Here is a 16,079-nt window from a genome sequence, read left to right as displayed (position 1 = left end):
GTCCGACGAGAGGTGGTGCAGCTCAAGCTTCCGGGGCCGCATCCTGTGTCGTGGAGGGGCTCAGAAGAGTCTGAGCTTGTCGTCCTCGATGCCGCGCAGAGCGTTGTAGTCGAGGACGACGCAACCGATGCCGCGGTCCGTCGCCAGCACCCGCGCCTGGGGCTTGATCTCCTGCGCCGCGAACAGCCCCTTGACCGGCGCCAGGTGCGGATCCCGATTCAGCAACTCCAGATAGCGGGTCAGCTGCTCCACGCCGTCGATCTCGCCCCGCCGCTTGATCTCCACCGCGACGGTCGCACCATCGGCATCGCGACAGAGGATGTCCACCGGACCGATGGCCGTCGGGTACTCACGACGAATCAGGCTGTATCCGCTACCCAGCGTCTCAATCCGATCGGCGAGTAGTTCCTGGAGGTGCGCCTCCACGCCATCCTTGATCAGACCCGGATCCACTCCCAGCTCGTGCGAGGAGTCATGGAGGACCTCCTCCATGGTGATGATCAGCTTCTCGCCCGCCTTGTTGGTGACCGTCCACACATCGTCGTCACCCTCCTTGAGCGAGCACGGGGGCGACATCCAGTTCAAGGGCTTGTAGGCACGGTCGTCCGCGTGGATGGAGACGCTGCCGTCCGCCTTGATCAGGATCAGACGGGGAGCCGAGGGAAGATGGGCGGTGAGCCGACCCGCGTAGTCCACGGAGCAGCGGGCGATGACAAGGCGCATGAGGGGCAACGCTACTCGACCGGCCCCACCCGGCGCGATTCTTCCTACGTTCCCCCGCTGTGGGCGCCCACTGCGGTTGACTGAGGCGGTTCGGGTCGCCCCAGTTGTCCCCGTTCGTCGTTGGCCGGTTGTCCTCCCAATCTCCTGGTGCCCTCTGGACGGCGCACTTACCGTGGATGCAGCAGGTCGCCGGGTGCACACTCTGTGTCGCCGTACGACATACCGTACGGCGGTGTCCCCGGCGCCTACTTCCCTGCCCGTATGACCCCGTGAACCGGGGTCGCGAGAGGAGAACCCATGTCGCTCGACGTCTCACCGGCGCTGTTGGAACAGGCCGAGCGAGGCGAAGTCGATGAAGCCGCTTTCGTCGACTGCGTCCGGACCTCCCTGCCCTACGCATGGGAGATGATCACTTCGTTGGTGGCTCAGCTGAAGGTCGACGGCGGCGAGTTCGCCGACAACCAGACGCCCCCGCCGGATGAGCAGGCGCGCGGTCAACTCCTACGCGCTCTTGCCAGTGACGCCATCCGAGGTGCGCTCCAGCGGCACTTCGGGGTGCGTCTGGCGTTCCAGAACTGCCATCGCGTCGCGGTCTTCCCGCTGGACCCGTCGGTGGACGAGCGGCTGGCCCGCTTCACTTCCATCAGGGGCCAGTTGCTGAACCAGTCGCCCGAACTGCGCGACTGCTGATGGCTTTTGCTGCCGCTCCGCATCGCGAGAGCCGTGACCGATGTCGGAGCGGCAGCATGGGCCTGAACACCGAGCACGACCGGTGCGCCCGTCCGACGGCACACCTCGCTGGCTCCGCCGCGGCTCAACCCAGCAGGGGCAGCACATCGGTCCCGAGGCTGCGCACATTGGCCTCCGTGGTCGCAAGGTCCCCCGAGCCCTCCGTCAGCAGGGCGAACCGTGTGATCCCCGTGCGTTCGGCGGTGGCCGCGAGGCGATCCGCTGCGAGAGCCGGTGGGCCGACGGGATGCAAGGCGCAGAGCAGTTCGGTGTAGGCCACGGGGTCACGCATCACCCGACGTCGGCCGTCGACCGTGACATGGGCGTCCAACCCCTGTTTGAGCCAGCCGGGCATGGCTTTCACCAGGATCTCCGTCGCCTCGGCGGTGGTGTCCGCGATCTGGGCCACTCCGGCCGACACATGCGCGACCTGGTCCACCTCTTCGGGCGGGCGACCCGTCGCCGTGGCGTGCGAGCGCCAGAGCTCCACCATCTCCGCCTTCTCGGCGTCACTGCTGTGCATCCCGAGCAGCATGGGCAGGCCCCGCTCGGCGGCAAGTCGCACGCTCTTGGGCGAGGTGCAGGCGACGATGACCTCGGGCCCCCCGGAGCCGTCGATAGGCTCTCCTGCGCGGGGCACGACCTCGACCTCCCGGAAGGAGAACCGGGGGCCCGTCCCGCCGACCCGGGGCTCCCGGAGCCAGCGCAGCAGTAGGTCGAGGGACTCGGGGAACTCCGACTCGTACGCGCGCAGTCCGCCGCCGAAGACTTCCAGATCGATCCAGGGCCCTCCTCGGCCCACCCCCAGCGAGAACCTGCCGCCGCTGGTCAGATGGAGCAGTGCGGCCTGCTCGCCGAGCGCCACGGGATGGGCGCTCGGGAGCACGCTCACGGCGGTGCCCACGCGGATGCGCCGGGTGCGGCCGAGGAGGAGCGCGGCCAGCGTCACGGCGGACGGGCACACTCCGTACGGAACGAAATGGTGCTCCGCCAACCACACCGCGTCCAAGCCGGCTTCCTCCGCCACCTCCGCGGATCGCACCGCTCTGTGGAGCGCCTCCCCCTGTCCCTGGCCCGGGAACTGGGCTGCCAGCACGAACGTACCCACGCGCATCGCCTTCTGCCTCCTTGCGGCCGACGCGTCACTCCCCTTGACGGCAATAACGTCTGACACGTGCCAAAGGCACGGCACGAAGTGAAGTTCTTGCGATTTTCCGGTAACTGCTCCTGAGGAGTGCCTCGCTCTCGCGCTGAGTGGTACGTGTACCCCCGACCCCGGACCGTAGGCTTGGACTCGACAGGAATCGTCCGTACTTGCCCCGTGAGGTATCACGTGTCCCCGCGCCGTAACCGCCCCAAGGGCGGCGACAACCCCTCCGAGCCCTCCGGTGAACCCGGTGACAGGTACGGCGGCTTCGGTCGCACGGAGTCCTGGCAGGGCGAGGGTTGGTCCGTGCGCCACGTCGCCGGTGCAAGTGCCGCGGGCAAGCGCTACCGCTGCCCCGGATGCGATCAGGAGATCCCTTCGGGGATGCCGCACGTCGTCGCGTGGCCCCAGCACGGTGGCGTCGAAGACCGGCGCCACTGGCACAAGGCGTGCTGGAACGCCAAGGACCGCCGCACCTCACGGGTGCAGCGGTCCCGAAATGCTCCCAAGCACTGAGCTCGCGCCCCGTGCCGGCTGAACGCCGTCAGACGTCCCGTGCGTTCATCGTCGCGTACGCGGCACCCAGGGCGACGGCCGCCACTCCGAGCATGATCCACAACGGCTCCCAACCCGAGGGGCCCGACTCGGTCACGGCGTTGTCGTAGAGCACGCCGAGCTGGCTGGGGATCGAGTATTCGAGCAGCGCGTCCTGGAGCCAGGACAAGGACTCGGTGAACATGAACATGGCCAGCACGAGCGGCAGCAGCACCACCCCGATCATGATCGTGATCGCACCCGCGGAGTGCCGGATCAGCGAGCCGATGGCCAGGGACAGTAGACCGAGCAGGGCCAGATAGAGGCTGACACCGAGCGTCGAGCGCAGCCACTCCTCGGAGCTGGGCGAACCCTGATCGATGATCGCCACCTGAGCCGCACCCACGAGCAGGGTGAACGCCAAGGTGACCGTGAACACCAGGAGGAAGAAGACGATCGACTTGGCCGTGAGCACCCGCCCGCGGGAGGGGCAGGCCGTCAAGGTGGTCCTGATCATCCCCGTGCCGTACTCGGACGCGATCGTCAGCACCCCGAGCGTCATCACGCAGATGCTGCTGAGCAGCACGCCGAAGAAGCCCAGCGAGAGGATCGACTGACCCTCCAGATTGGTGTCGCTGCCGGAGATCGCCGCCGCGATGGCCAGACCGATCCCGACGAGGAGCAGCGCCATCACGCTGAGCGTCCAGATCGTCGACCGTACGGAACGGATCTTGGTCCACTCCGATGCGATGGCGTCACCGAGGTGCGCACGGCGGATCGGGATCGGCGAGGTGTAGCCGGTGCCCGGCGCGTGCTGCTGCTGGTAGGGGGTGGTCATCGCGGGTCCTCGGACTTGGTCAGATCGGCAGGGGCGGACGCGGGAGCAGCCGGCGCGGTGGGCGTCGAAGCGGCCGGCAGCCGCGGATCCGCGGCAGGGGCGGCCGGAGCCTGGACCGGGGCGCTGGGAGCCGGCGGCTGTTGGCCGGGCTGCGGCGGGGGCGGGGCGTACCAGCCCTGCTGCGGCACATCGGGAATCTGCGGCGGCGGCGGTCCGAATCCCGGCTGGGGCTGCTGCATCAGCCCGGCCTTCTGGTCCGTCGACGAGCGGTAGTCGACCGCTCCCTGCGTCATCCGCATGTACGCCTCTTCCAGCGAGGCCTGGTGCGGCGACAACTCCCACAGCCGGACGTCGGCCGTGTGCGCGAGCTCGCTGATCTGCGGCAGAGGCAGCCCCATGACCCGCAGTCCGCCGTCGGGCTCGGGCACCACGTGCCCACCCGCCTCGCTCAAGGCGGCGGACAGCTTCTCCCGCAGCTGGGGATCGGTGTCCGGCGTCCGCACCCGGGCGAAGTCGGCCGAGTTGGCCGAGATGAAGTCCTTCACGCTCATGTCCGAGAGCAACTGCCCGCGGCCGATCACGATCAGCTGGTCAGCGGTGAGGGCCATCTCGCTCATCAGGTGCGAGGAGACGAAGACGGTACGGCCCTCGGAGGCGAGCTGTCGCATCAGATTGCGGACCCAGAGGATGCCCTCGGGGTCGAGCCCGTTCACCGGCTCGTCGAACAGCAGTACCTGTGGGTCGCCGAGCAGTGCCGCCGCGATCCCCAGTCGCTGGCCCATACCGAGGGAGAAGCCCTTGGAGCGCTTCTTGGCGACCTCCTGGAGACCCACCACGCCGAGGACCTCGTCCACCCGGCGGGCCGGGATGCCCGAGAGCTGCGCCAGTGACAGCAAGTGATTGCGGGCGCTCCGCCCGCCGTGCACCGCCTTGGCGTCCAGGAGCGCGCCCACCTGCCGGGGAGCGTTCGGCGTCTGCCGGAACGGCTGGCCGCCCACGGTCACCGTGCCCTCGGTCGGGTTGTCGAGCCCGAGGATCATCCGCATGGTGGTGGACTTGCCAGCACCGTTGGGACCGAGGAACCCGGTGACGGCACCCGGCCTCACCTGGAAAGAAAGGTTGTACACGGCCGTCTTCGCGCCATAGCGCTTCGTCAGGCCGACTGCCTCGATCATGCTCCAGCCCCATCGACTTCTGGTCATCGGGGCCCAGGCCGGTCAGCCCGCACGCCCCCCGTAAGAACTAGGAGGATAACTTTTTCTCCCTAGTTCCTCCTAGGCGATAACACATGGGCCGTCGGCGGGTCCGGGCCGTGGAGCCTTTTGTGATCACGCGGTGTGGCCGGCCGGATGCGAGGTGTCGTTCCCGGGTGTGGGTGGCCCTTCCGGTGGACTCCATCGGGCCGGCCCCGAGCGTACGAAGGGCATCCGACAGACCCCGGGACCTGTCGGATGCCCTTTCCTACGAAGAGGTCAGGCGTCGCGCTTCTTCAGCAGGAGGTAGGCGCCGGCCAGCGCCACCACGACCCAGATCAGCATGATCCCCAGCCCGCCCCAGGGCCCGTACGGCGCTTCGTCGCTGCCCATCGCGTCCGGGACCACCTGCATGATCTTGGAGCCGGCCTGGTCGGGGAAGTACTGGGCCACCTCCTTCGCCTTCGGGACCGAGGCGAGGATCTGCGACACCAGGAAGAAGAAGGGCATCAGGATGCCCAGCGCCAGGATGGAGCTGCGCAGCATGGTGGCCACGGCCATCGAGAACAGGGCGATCAGACCCATATAGAGCCCGCCGCCGATGACCGCACGCAGGACGTTGTCAGCGCCGATCGTCGTCCGGTGCTCGCCGAGCAGCGCCTGGCCGATGAAGAAGGAGGCGAAGCTCGTCGCCAGTCCCACGGCCAGCGCCAGCACGGTGGCCACGGCGAGCTTGCTGAAGAGGAACGTCCCCCGCTGCGGTACGGAGGCCAGTGAGGTGCGGATCATTCCGGAGCTGTACTCCGTGCCCACCACCAGCACACCGAACACGACCATCGCCAGCTGACCGAGGATCATCCCGGACGAGCTCATAAGGGTCGGGTCGAAGGTGAACCGCTCCTCCTGGCTGAGGTCGTCGAAGGTCGCCTTCGTCAGGGCGCACAGGGCCGCGCTCAGTGCGACGGTGACCACGAAGGCGGTCACCAGCGTCCAGGTGGTCGAGGAGACCGTACGGATCTTGGTCCACTCGGACTGGAGGACCGCGGGTACCGAGGCCATGGGTCAGGCTCCCTTACTGCTCTGGTAGCTCTGGCCCCACTGGGGACCCGGCTGCTGGTCGGACGGCGGCGGGGTGGCGTGGCTCGACCCGTGGGCGTGGTACTCCACCGAGCCCGCGGTCATCTGCATGAACGCTTCTTCCAACGAGGCGCGCTGGGAGCTCAGCTCATGCAGCGTGATCTGGTGACGGGCCGCCAGTTCGCCCAACTCCTCCGAGGTCGCGCCGTCGATCTCCAGAACCCCCGACCCCGCTTCCACGGTCGTGAAGCCCGCTTCCCGGAGCACCTCCCGCACCCGCTCCTGGTCGGGCGAGCGGAGCCGGACGAAGCTACGGGAGTTCTCCTGGATGAAGTCCGCCATCGACGTGTCCGCCAACAGTCGACCCTGGCCGATCACGATGAGGTGATCGGCCGTCAGCGCCATCTCGCTCATCAGGTGTGAGGAGACGAAGATCGTGCGCCCCTCGGACGCCAGAGCCTTCATCAGATTGCGGATCCAGTGGATGCCCTCGGGGTCGAGCCCGTTCACCGGCTCGTCGAACATCAGGATCTCGGGGTCGCCGAGCAGCGCGGACGCGATGCCCAGCCGCTGCCCCATGCCGAGGGAGAACCCCTTCGACTTCTTCTTGGCCACCGGGGTCAGTCCCACGATGTCCAGAACCTGATCCACCCTGGACGCCGGAATGCGGTTCGCCTGCGCCAAACAGAGGAGGTTGTTGTAGGCGCTCCGCCCGCCGTGCATGGCCTTGGCGTCTAGCAGTGCGCCTATGTACTTCAGCGGTTCTTCCAGTTCCCGATAGTGCTTTCCGTCGATCCGGACACTACCGCTCGTGGGGTTGTCCAGATCGAGCATCATCCGCATCGTCGTCGACTTGCCCGCGCCGTTCGGGCCGAGGAACCCTGTCACCACCCCTGGTCTGACCTGGAACGACAGATGGTCGACGGCGACTTTGCTCCCGAAGTGTTTGGTGAGGCCATCCAGCTCGATCATGCGGACACCGTACGGCGTGCGCAAAGCCCCCCGCCACTTTTGAGCGGCGGGGGGCTTTCGGATGCGCGACCCCGAAGGGCGGGGGTGTCAGCGGGACTGCTGGGCCGGGACGCCCCGGGAGATGGGCTCGTCGTCGACGGGGTTGCCCGCCGCGGCCACCGCGGCACCGGTCAACGTCGCCAGCATCTCGCGGACGTTGGTCAGCTGGGCGTTGATCGAGTCGCGGCGGTTGGTGAGCGCCGCCAGCTCGCGCTCGGATTCGCTGCGGATCCGGTCGGCCTTGGCGTTGGCGTCGGCCACGATGTCCTCCGCCTGGCGCTGCGCGGTCTCCACCGTCTGACGGGCGCGACGCTCGGCGTCCGTACGCAGCTTCTCGGCCTCCAGGCGCAGCTGCTCCGCGCGGTGCTCGATCTCGGCGAGACGCTTCTCGGCCTTGGCCTGACGCGACGCCAGATCCCGCTCGGACTGCTCGCGGCGCTTGGCCAGGTTGGTCTCGAAGTCCGCGGCGGCCTGGGCGGCCTTGGCGCGGGTCTCCTCGAAGAGGGCGTCCGCCTCCTCCCGCTTGGACTGCGCGTCCTTCTGCGCCTCCGTGCGCAGCTGAGTGGCGTCGCCCTTCGCCTTCTCGACGATCCGGACGCCCTCGTCCTCCGCCTTCGCCTTCCGCTCGGCGGCGAACGACTCGGCGTCGTTGCGGACCTGCTGGGCGGCGGACTCGGCGAGCTCGCGGTGCTGCTCGGCGGCGCGACGGGCCTCCTCACGCAGGTCCTTGGCCTCCTCCTCGGCAAGACGGAGGATCTTCTCGACGCGCGCTCCGAGTCCGGCGTACGACGGCTCCGCGTCGGTGACCTGAGCCTGGGCGTTCTGCGTCTCAAGGTGGAGTTCCTCGATGCGCTTTTCCAGCGAGGTGATGCGCGCCAGCGCACTATCACGGTCGGCGACGAGCTTGGTAATGCGGTCGTCCACCTGGCCGCGGTCGTAGCCACGCCGCACGAGCTCGAAGCCGAATGGGGAGGATGTGTCGCTCATGGGGTTCCTGTCGAATGAGACCGGTGAGGTGATAGAGGGAATCCTAGGGGCCTAAGCGGCGTGTCATCGAGTGGATACAGGTTTGATATGGAGAATGTCCAGCCTTTTGAGTGTCTAGCCGTCTGACGCCTTGCCACCCGAACGGGTGGCGCCCGCTGCCGCGCCGGCCCTGACGCCACCTGAGGAACCGCCGGAGCCCTTGGTGTTGGTGGTCGGAGCCTCGAAGGACTCCAACGCCTCCAGCACGTCCTGGACACGGGAGATCTCGGTCTGAATGTCCTCGCGGCGGCGCACCAGGACGTCCAACTCGCGCTTGCCGTCACCGACGAGCCGCTTGGCCTCGGCCTCCGCATCGGCTTTGATCTGCTGCCCCTCGCGAACGAGTTCGGCCTTCTTCTGCTCGGCCTCCTTGAGCAGGCCCTCCGCCTTCTTGACCGCGGAGATACGGACCGAACTGGCCTCCGAATTCGCCTCGGCGAGCAGCTCCTTGGACTTCGCGTCCGCCTCCGCGCGCTGGTCGCGCGCCGCAGTCATCAGCTGGTCGACCCGCTCGCCGGTGGTCTTCATCTGCTCGGACGTCTCCCGGCGGGCCCGCTCGTGGAGTTCCTCGATCTCGCTCTCGATCCGCAGGCGCAAGTCCTCGGCGCGCTCCCTGATCGCGGTCGAGTCCCGACGCGCACCCACCAGCAACTCGTCCGCGTCCGTACGGGACTTCTCCACCAGGGTGTTGCCCTCGACGGTCGCCTCGGCGAGCAGCCGTTCGGCTTCCTTGCGGGCGGCACCCACCATCGTGTCGGCCATCTCCTCGGCCTCCAGCGCGGCCCGGAGAGCCTCCTCCTGAGCCCGGTTGATGAGCTGGTCGGCCTGCTCGGCGGCATCCCGACGACGCTTGGCTGACGCCTCGCGCGCCTCGTCCACCGTCCGGTCCGCCGCCGCCCGCGCATCGGCCCGCATCCGCTCGGCCACGGCCTCCGCGTCCGCCACGACCTTGCGGGCGTCGGCCCGCATCCGCTCCGCGGCCTGCTGGGCGGAGCCCACGGTGTCCGCGGCTTCGGCGCGCAGCCGCTCCGCCTCTGTGGCGGCCTCCGACATCAACTGGTCGGCCTGCTCGGCCGCGTCCGCACGTCGCTTGTCCGCCGACTGGCGTGCTTCGTCGAGGAGTCGCTCGGCCTCGGTCCTGATCCGCTCACCCTCGGCCGTCGCCTCACGCACGAGCCGATCCGACACGGTCGCCGCCTCGGAACGTCGCTTGTCCGCCGACTGGCGTGCTTCGTCGAGGAGTCGCTCGGCTTCCGTCCTGATCCGCTCACCCTCGGCCGTCGCCTCGCCCACGAGCCGATCCGCCAGGGTCGCCGCCTCGGAACGGATGCGGTTGGCGTCGTCCCGGGCGTCCGCACGGGTACGGGAGGCGTCCTGCTCGGCCGTCGCCAGCGCGTTCGACGCATCCGTACGCATCCGTTGGGCGTACTCCGCGGTGTCCGTGCGCAGTCGCTCGGACTCCTCGATCGCATCGGTGACGGTCCGTTCGGCGAGCGCGTTCGCCGCCTCGGTCTCCTCCTGCGCACGCGTCCGCAACCGTGCCGCGTCCTCCGCGGCGCGATCCCGCTCGGCGTGCGCGTCGGCGCGGATCCGGTCCGCCTCGTCCTGCGCTTCGGTACGGGTCCGCTCGGCCGAGTGCTCGGCCGCCGAACGCAGACCGGCGATCTCCTGGTCGGCCTGCTCGTGCAGACCCGCGACCGAGTCCCGCACCTGCTTCGCGGTCTGCTCGGCCGCAGCCACCAGCTCCGTGGCCCGCTGGTCCGCCTCCGCCACCAGCCGGTGCGCCTCGGCCTGCGCGTCCTCGACCCGCTTGCGGGCGGACGCGAGCAGACCTTCGCTCTGCTCCCTGGCGCGCTCGCGCTCCTGATCGGCCTCGGCGCGTGCCGACTCCACCATGCCCTCGGCCTCGCGGCGACGGCGCAATGCCTCTTCCTGGGCAGCGGCGAGCGCTTCCGCCGCCTCCGCCGCCACCCGCTCGGAAGCCGCAGCGGCCTCCGAGCGCAACCGGTCCGCGGTGTCCTTCGCCTCGCTCTTGAGCCGCTCGGCCTCGGCCGCGGCCTCGGAACGCAGCCGTACCGCGGCGTTCTCCGCCTCGGCGCGGGACCCGGCCGCGTCCGCGGCGGCCTCGGTCCGCAGCCGCTCGGCCTCCTGCTCGGTCTGCGCCTGAAGGGCGCGCAGCCGCTCACCAGCCTCCCGGCGCAGCCGCTCGATCTCGTCACCGGCGTCCCGGCGCAGCTGCTCGGCGTCCGCGCGGGCCTCGGTCAGCGCCTCGTCGGCTGCCTGGCGTCGCGACTGGGTCTCGGCGTGGAGCCGACCCAGCTCCTCGGCGGCCTCCTCCTGCCGGGCCGCCATCGCCCGCTCGGCGTCCTCGCGCAGCTCCGCAGCGGCGCGCTCGGCCGCCGCCCGCACCCCGTCCGCCAACTCCTCGGCCTCGGCGCGCAGCCGCTCGGCCTCGGCGCGGGTGCGCTCCAAGGTCTCCTCGGCCTGCCGACGCAGCGTCGTGGCGCGCTCGATCGCCTCCGTACGCACCCGCTCGCTGTCGTTGCCGGCCGTGGAGCGCAGCTCGTCGGCGTCCGTACGCGCCTTGGTGAGCAGCCCCTCCGCGGTACTGGCCGCCTCCTCGATCTGCTGGACGGCCTCCCGCCGGGCCTCGCCGCGGATGCGCTCGCCCTCGGCGACCGCCTCCGACCGCAGCTGCTCGGCCTCGCCGCGCAGCCGACGCGCCTCTTCCTGGAGCTCGACCGTCTTGGCCCGGTACTCCTTGGTGTCGTCCTTGGCAGCACCCTTGAGCTGGTCGGCCTGCTCCGCGGCCTGGCCGCGCAGCCGGTCGGCCTCCGCGTCGGCCTCGCCGCGGATGCGCTCGGCCTCCGCGCTCGCCTTCCTGGTGGTCTCCTGGGCGTCCTCGGACGCCTTCGTCAGGATCTCCTCGGCCGCCCGGGCGGCCTTGGCGAGCGCCGCGGCGGAGTCCTCGGCCGCGGCCGTGCGCGCCTTCTCCGTGGCGGTCGCCAGCTGCTTCTCGGACTCGGTACGGGCATCGGCGAGGATCTGCTCGGCCTCGGCCTTGAGCGCCTCCGCCTCGGTGGTCGCCTCGCCGACCAGTCGGGCGATCTCCGCCTTCGCGGTCCGTGCGCGCTGCTCATTGTCCGATTCCGCGGACGTCAGTTGCTTGGCTGCGGCGTCCTTGGCTTCGGTCAGCACCCGTTCCGACTCGGTCCGGGCTTCGCGCAGCTTCTCCTCCGCCTCCTGAATCCGCTGCTCGGCGGCACGGCTCAGTTCGGCGGCCTGCTGCCTGGCCTGTTCGGACTCGGCGGTGGTGGACGAACGCAGCCGTTCGGCGTGGCTGGTGGCCTCCTGCGCCTGGGTGGAGGCGGCGTTCATCAGGCGTTCGGCGTCCCGGCGGGCCCGCAGCAGGATCGACTCGGCCTCGGACCGGGCGCTCTCCGTCTCCGAGCTGACCCGCTGGCGTGCTTCGTCGGCGAGTCGTTTGGCCTCGGACCGGGCCGCGGCCAGGGCCTGCTCGGCCTCGGCGCGCGACTCGTCGAGCAGCCGGCGGGCCTGGGACTCGGTACGGGCGCGCAACTGCTCGGCCCAGGCGACGTTCTCGTTGACGTGCGCTTCGACGGTCTGGCGGCGCTCGGCCAACTCCTGGTCGAGTCGCTGGCGGCGCTGATTGGCCTCGGTGTGCAGCTCGGCCTGGAGCCGGGCCTGGTGTTCGGCGTGTTCCTGGAGGATGCGCTGCGTCTGGGCACGGGCCTCGCGCAGTTCGCGTTCGGCGTCCACCCGCATCTGATCGGCCTGGACCTGGGCGTTGCGGAGCATCTGTTCGGCCTGGTAGCCGAGGTCGCCGTTGTCGTAGGCGGGGCGTGATGCAAGGCTGCGGCGCGCCTCATGGAGCTTCGCGCGCAATACCTCGACCTGGTAACCGAGGTCCTCGGCGTGCTGGACGGCCTTCTCCCGCTCGGTCTTCAGCCGTTCCATCTCGGCTTCGAACCGCGAAAGGTGGTCGTCGTCAGCTCGGTGGCTCTCCTGGCGTTCGTAGCCCCGCACTGCGCGGTCCCATCCGTCCCCTGGTCGCAACTGGCTTCACACTCTCACCGCTCGCCGGGCGAACGGGCTCCCCGGGGAAATGGTGACAGATCAACATGAGAGGACGCGTCGCGGCCCCGACCCGGCCCCGGCCCGGAATTGCCCACTCTACCGGGCCAGGAATCCGGAGGTCAGTGCTCCGTTGCAGAGGTGACAAGTTCGGTCAGAACACCGTGGCAGTCCTTGGGGTGGAGGAAGGTGATCCGCGAGCCCATGGAACCGATGCGCGGCTGGTCGTACAGGACGCGCACGCCCTTCTCGCGGATGGCCGCGGAGTCGCCGTCCACGTCCTCGGTGCCGAACGCGATGTGGTGAACTCCCTCACCATTCTTGGCCAGCCACTTTCCGACCGGGGAGTCCTCCCGGATCGGCTGGAGCAGTTGGAGGTAGGAAGCGCCTCCGTCGGAGGTTCCGTTGATCCTGAGCATGGCCTCGCGCACCCCCTGCTCCTCGTTCACCTCGGAGTGGTGGACCTCGAAACCGTAGGTGGAACGGTAGAACTCGACCGTCGCGTCGAGATCGTGGCAGGCAATTCCGATGTGGTCGATTCGCGTCAGCATCCCCCCAGTGCAGCGCCGAACCGGTGGTTACGCAACGTGCGCGCGATCACACCGACCGCCCGGTGACCTCGCGGTGGACCCCTCAGTACATTTGAGGTAAACCCTCGTTCACTCCTCAGCCTCCGCGCTGAAAGGGGATCTTGTCTCATGTCAGGAACGACCGGTACCACCTCAGTGATCGTCGCGGGCGCCAGGACGCCCATGGGACGGCTCCTCGGCTCTCTGAAGTCCTTCTCGGGCGCGGACCTCGGCGGTTTCGCCATCAAGGCGGCGCTGGAGCGCGCGGGCGTCACCCCTGATCAGGTGGAGTACGTGATCATGGGACAGGTGCTCCAGGCGGGCGCCGGGCAGATTCCGGCGCGGCAGGCCGCGGTCAAGGCCGGCATCCCCATGAACGTGCCCGCGCTGACCGTTAACAAGGTCTGTCTGTCCGGCCTCGACGCCATCGCCCTGGCGGACCAATTGATCCGGGCGGGTGAATTCGACATCGTGGTCGCGGGTGGCCAGGAGTCGATGACCAATGCGCCGCACCTGCTGCCGAAGTCCCGCGAGGGCTTCAAGTACGGGGCGGTGGGGATGCTCGACGCCATGGCGCACGACGGGCTCACCGACCCCTTCGAGAACATCGCCATGGGCGAGTCGACCGAGCGGCACAACGCCCTGCTGAAGATCGTCCGTACCGATCAGGACGAGGTCGCCGCGCTCTCCCACCAGCGCGCCGCCGCCGCCCAGAAGAACGGTATCTTCGACGCCGAGATCACGCCCATCGAGATCCCCCAGCGCAAGGGCGAGCCGGTCGTCATCGCCAAGGACGAGGGCATCCGGCCCGAGACCACCGTGGAGTCGCTGGCCCGGCTGCGTCCCGCGTTCGCCGCCGAGGGCACGATCACGGCGGGCACGGCATCGCAGATCTCCGACGGTGCCGCCGCGGTCGTGGTCATGAGCCGGGCCAAGGCGGAGGAACTGGGGTTGGAGTGGATCGCCGAGATCGGTGCCCACGGGAACGTCGCAGGCCCGGACAACTCCCTCCACTCGCAGCCCTCGAACGCCATCGCGCACGCCCTGCGCAAGGAAGGGCTTGAAGTCGCCGATCTCGATCTGATTGAGATCAACGAGGCGTTCGCCGCCGTCGCCGTGCAGTCAATGCGCGACCTCGGGGTGTCCCCGGAAAAGGTGAACGTCAACGGCGGTGCGATCGCGCTCGGCCACCCCATCGGCATGTCGGGCGCCCGATTGGTGCTCCATCTGGCGCTGGAGCTCCAGCGCCGGGGCGGCGGGATCGGGGCCGCGGCGCTCTGCGGCGGCGGCGGACAGGGCGATGCGCTGATCGTCCGCGTACCGGCGAGCTGACCCCTTCGGGCACGTGCCGTTCGGATCGGTGGAAGCGCTAAGGAGTCGAGTGATGGTGGACGTCCCCCAACTGGTCGCCCAGGCGAGGGAGGGCAGGCCGCGGGCCGTGGCCCGGCTGATCTCCCTGGTCGAGGGGGCGTCCCCGCAGTTGCGCGAGGTGATGGCGGCGCTGGCTCCGCTGACCGGGGGCGCGTACGTCGTCGGCCTCACCGGTTCGCCTGGTGTCGGCAAGTCGACGTCGACCTCGGTCCTGGTGAGCGCGTACCGCAAGGCGGGGAAACGGGTGGGTGTGCTCGCCGTGGACCCGTCGTCGCCGTTCTCGGGCGGTGCGCTCCTCGGCGACCGGGTCCGGATGTCCGAACATGCCTCCGACCCCGGTGTCTACATCCGGTCCATGGCCACCCGGGGGCACCTCGGCGGTCTGGCCTGGGCGGCCCCGCAAGCGATCCGTGTCCTGGACGCCGCCGGCTGTGACGTGATCCTGGTGGAGACCGTGGGCGTCGGCCAGTCGGAGGTCGAGATCGCGGCGGCGGCCGACACCTCCGTGGTGCTGCTCGCACCCGGCATGGGGGACGGCATCCAGGCGGCGAAGGCCGGCATCCTGGAGATCGGGGACGTCTACGTCGTCAACAAGGCCGACCGCGACGGCGCGGACGCCACCGCCCGAGAGTTGAACCACATGCTGGGCCTGGGCGAGGCCCGCTCGCCCGGCGACTGGCGTCCGCCCATCGTCAAGACGGTGGCGGCCCGGGGCGAGGGCACGGACGATGTCGTGGCCGCCCTGGAGAAGCACCGCGCCTGGATGGAGGAGCACGGCGTCCTCGCCCAGCGCCGGGTGCGGCGCGCGGCGGTCGAGGTGGAGACGATCGCGGTCACTGCACTGCGCGAGCGCATCGGGGACCTCCACGGGAACCAACGGCTCGGGGCCCTCGCCGAGCGGATCGTGGCGGGGGAGACGGACCCGTACTCGGCGGCCGATGAACTGGTGGCCGGGCTGACGCGGTCGTAGCCCCCGCGGCGCGGGGCGGGCAAAGGCCCGGCCCGGCCTGGACGCGGGGGGTGTGGTCCAAGGCCGGGCCGGGGTTCAGGGGCGGGGCGCGACACATCGCCCCGGGGGCATGCCCCTGGTTCTACGGGGGCGGCGGGCCCGGCACACGGCCGGGGAGCGCCGCCTGGAGCGGACGATCAGTCGTCGTCGCGGTCGTTCGTGTCATCCCGGTCGTCACGGTCCGTGCCGTCGTCGTCTGCGGAGACCGAAGCCTTCCCGGTCGTGCCGTCCACGCGCACCTCGTGCTCACGGCCGTCCTTGGCCCGGACCTCGACCTCCCAGTGACCGTTGTCGAAGTCGACCTCGGTGACGGAGCCCGCACGGAACTTCAGTGCCGCCGATGCCGCCTCCTCGGCGTTCACCTTCACCGAGCTCAGAGCCTGGCGCTCCGCCCTGTCCTCTGCGGAATCACGGGAGCCGTCGTTGTCGTCACTGTCGTTGTCGTCGTCCGAGAACAGGGACGCCTTGCCCTTCGCGTCCACCCTGACGTCCTGGTCTTCGCCGTTCTTCCCGACGATCTCGACCTCCCACTGGCCCTTGGCGTCGTCGTCCAGACCGATGGACTCGATCGACCCCGGGCTCTTCTTCAGTGCCGCATCCGCGGCCTGGGACGCCGAGAGGCTCGACGACGGGGCGGGTTCGCCGGATGCGGCGACCGCGGTGTAGGTGCCACCGCCCACCAGGGCGATGACGGCGACGGCGACGGCAATCTTGCGCTTCATTTGGGTTCCTCCCCGTACCGGCTGGCTTCGTGGAC

14 protein-coding genes are annotated in these 16,079 nt (G+C 69.7%); 4 read left to right on the top strand and 10 right to left on the bottom strand.

All coding sequences use genetic code 11. The annotated features are described in order from the left end of the window. Positions 1-60: 60 nt before the first annotated feature. Complete coding sequence (gene nucS / locus ABZ348_RS21855; protein WP_358935478.1) at positions 61-723, bottom strand: endonuclease NucS; 663 nt, start codon at positions 721-723, stop codon at positions 61-63. A 297-nt stretch (positions 724-1,020) separates the two neighbouring features. Here nucS and ABZ348_RS21850 point away from each other — a divergent pair, with 297 nt between their 5' ends. After that, on the top strand, positions 1,021-1,413 hold the full coding sequence (locus ABZ348_RS21850; protein WP_358935476.1) for an SCO5389 family protein: 393 nt from the start codon (positions 1,021-1,023) through the stop codon (positions 1,411-1,413). A gap of 124 nt (positions 1,414-1,537) precedes the next feature. On the opposite strand, the gene ABZ348_RS21845 is transcribed toward ABZ348_RS21850, so the two are convergent. Continuing rightward, positions 1,538-2,566 (bottom strand): LLM class flavin-dependent oxidoreductase, encoded by a 1,029-nt coding sequence (locus ABZ348_RS21845; protein ID WP_358935474.1) that lies wholly within the window; start codon positions 2,564-2,566, stop codon positions 1,538-1,540. Between the two features lie 219 nt (positions 2,567-2,785). Here ABZ348_RS21845 and ABZ348_RS21840 point away from each other — a divergent pair, with 219 nt between their 5' ends. Next, the gene (locus ABZ348_RS21840) at positions 2,786-3,115 is read left to right on the top strand and encodes an ATP/GTP-binding protein (RefSeq protein WP_358935472.1); all 330 of its coding nucleotides are present in this window, start codon (positions 2,786-2,788) and stop codon (positions 3,113-3,115) included. 28 nt (positions 3,116-3,143) lie between these two features. On the opposite strand, the gene ABZ348_RS21835 is transcribed toward ABZ348_RS21840, so the two are convergent. The 7 genes from ABZ348_RS21835 to mce form a co-directional block, all read right to left on the bottom strand. Next, on the bottom strand, positions 3,144-3,971 hold the full coding sequence (locus ABZ348_RS21835) for an ABC transporter permease subunit (protein ID WP_358935470.1): 828 nt from the start codon (positions 3,969-3,971) through the stop codon (positions 3,144-3,146). Continuing rightward, complete coding sequence (locus ABZ348_RS21830; protein ID WP_358935468.1) at positions 3,968-5,146, bottom strand: ABC transporter ATP-binding protein; 1,179 nt, start codon at positions 5,144-5,146, stop codon at positions 3,968-3,970. Before ABZ348_RS21830 ends, ABZ348_RS21835 begins: the two co-directional genes overlap by 4 nt. Before the next feature lie 297 nt (positions 5,147-5,443). Then, complete coding sequence (locus tag ABZ348_RS21825; protein ID WP_358935466.1) at positions 5,444-6,223, bottom strand: ABC transporter permease subunit; 780 nt, start codon at positions 6,221-6,223, stop codon at positions 5,444-5,446. A gap of 3 nt (positions 6,224-6,226) precedes the next feature. Continuing rightward, complete coding sequence (locus tag ABZ348_RS21820; RefSeq protein ID WP_358935464.1) at positions 6,227-7,213, bottom strand: ATP-binding cassette domain-containing protein; 987 nt, start codon at positions 7,211-7,213, stop codon at positions 6,227-6,229. Positions 7,214-7,300: 87 nt separating this feature from the next. After that, entirely contained in the window at positions 7,301-8,239 is a 939-nt protein-coding gene (locus ABZ348_RS21815; protein WP_358881502.1) for a cellulose-binding protein, read from the bottom strand. A 114-nt stretch (positions 8,240-8,353) separates the two neighbouring features. After that, on the bottom strand, positions 8,354-12,325 hold the full coding sequence (gene scy / locus ABZ348_RS21810) for a polarized growth protein Scy (RefSeq protein WP_358935462.1): 3,972 nt from the start codon (positions 12,323-12,325) through the stop codon (positions 8,354-8,356). A 170-nt stretch (positions 12,326-12,495) separates the two neighbouring features. After that, entirely contained in the window at positions 12,496-12,924 is a 429-nt protein-coding gene (gene mce / locus ABZ348_RS21805; RefSeq protein WP_358935460.1) for a methylmalonyl-CoA epimerase, read from the bottom strand. Between the two features lie 147 nt (positions 12,925-13,071). On the opposite strand from mce, the gene ABZ348_RS21800 reads away from it, so the two are divergent. Both ABZ348_RS21800 and meaB read left to right on the top strand, forming a co-directional pair. Further along, entirely contained in the window at positions 13,072-14,274 is a 1,203-nt protein-coding gene (locus ABZ348_RS21800; protein WP_358935458.1) for an acetyl-CoA C-acetyltransferase, read from the top strand. A gap of 52 nt (positions 14,275-14,326) precedes the next feature. Next, on the top strand, positions 14,327-15,283 hold the full coding sequence (gene meaB / locus ABZ348_RS21795) for a methylmalonyl Co-A mutase-associated GTPase MeaB (RefSeq protein ID WP_358935456.1): 957 nt from the start codon (positions 14,327-14,329) through the stop codon (positions 15,281-15,283). Positions 15,284-15,459: 176 nt separating this feature from the next. Here the strand turns inward: meaB and ABZ348_RS21790 are convergent, their stop codons facing one another. Further along, positions 15,460-16,044 (bottom strand): PepSY domain-containing protein, encoded by a 585-nt coding sequence (locus ABZ348_RS21790; protein ID WP_358935454.1) that lies wholly within the window; start codon positions 16,042-16,044, stop codon positions 15,460-15,462. Between the last annotated feature and the right edge of the window lie 35 nt (positions 16,045-16,079).

The sequence above is a fragment of the Streptomyces sp. NPDC005963 genome, from assembly GCF_040638655.1.
Classification (GTDB): domain Bacteria; phylum Actinomycetota; class Actinomycetes; order Streptomycetales; family Streptomycetaceae; genus Streptomyces.
The sequence above is the reverse complement of the archived record's forward strand: the minus strand, read 5'-3'. Positions and strand labels throughout refer to the sequence as shown.

What these genes read in the sequence shown, in the direction of transcription:
- nucS (WP_358935478.1), bottom strand. Translation starts at nt 723, where the DNA reads ATGCGCCTTGTCATCGCCCGCTGCTCCGTGGACTACGCGGGTCGGCTC.
- ABZ348_RS21850 (WP_358935476.1), top strand. Translation starts at nt 1,021, where the DNA reads ATGTCGCTCGACGTCTCACCGGCGCTGTTGGAACAGGCCGAGCGAGGC.
- ABZ348_RS21845 (WP_358935474.1), bottom strand. Translation starts at nt 2,566, where the DNA reads ATGCGCGTGGGTACGTTCGTGCTGGCAGCCCAGTTCCCGGGCCAGGGA.
- ABZ348_RS21835 (WP_358935470.1), bottom strand. Translation starts at nt 3,971, where the DNA reads ATGACCACCCCCTACCAGCAGCAGCACGCGCCGGGCACCGGCTACACC.
- ABZ348_RS21830 (WP_358935468.1), bottom strand. Translation starts at nt 5,146, where the DNA reads ATGATCGAGGCAGTCGGCCTGACGAAGCGCTATGGCGCGAAGACGGCC.
- ABZ348_RS21825 (WP_358935466.1), bottom strand. Translation starts at nt 6,223, where the DNA reads ATGGCCTCGGTACCCGCGGTCCTCCAGTCCGAGTGGACCAAGATCCGT.
- ABZ348_RS21820 (WP_358935464.1), bottom strand. Translation starts at nt 7,213, where the DNA reads ATGATCGAGCTGGATGGCCTCACCAAACACTTCGGGAGCAAAGTCGCC.
- ABZ348_RS21815 (WP_358881502.1), bottom strand. Translation starts at nt 8,239, where the DNA reads ATGAGCGACACATCCTCCCCATTCGGCTTCGAGCTCGTGCGGCGTGGC.
- mce (WP_358935460.1), bottom strand. Translation starts at nt 12,924, where the DNA reads ATGCTGACGCGAATCGACCACATCGGAATTGCCTGCCACGATCTCGAC.
- ABZ348_RS21800 (WP_358935458.1), top strand. Translation starts at nt 13,072, where the DNA reads ATGTCAGGAACGACCGGTACCACCTCAGTGATCGTCGCGGGCGCCAGG.
- meaB (WP_358935456.1), top strand. Translation starts at nt 14,327, where the DNA reads ATGGTGGACGTCCCCCAACTGGTCGCCCAGGCGAGGGAGGGCAGGCCG.
- ABZ348_RS21790 (WP_358935454.1), bottom strand. Translation starts at nt 16,044, where the DNA reads ATGAAGCGCAAGATTGCCGTCGCCGTCGCCGTCATCGCCCTGGTGGGC.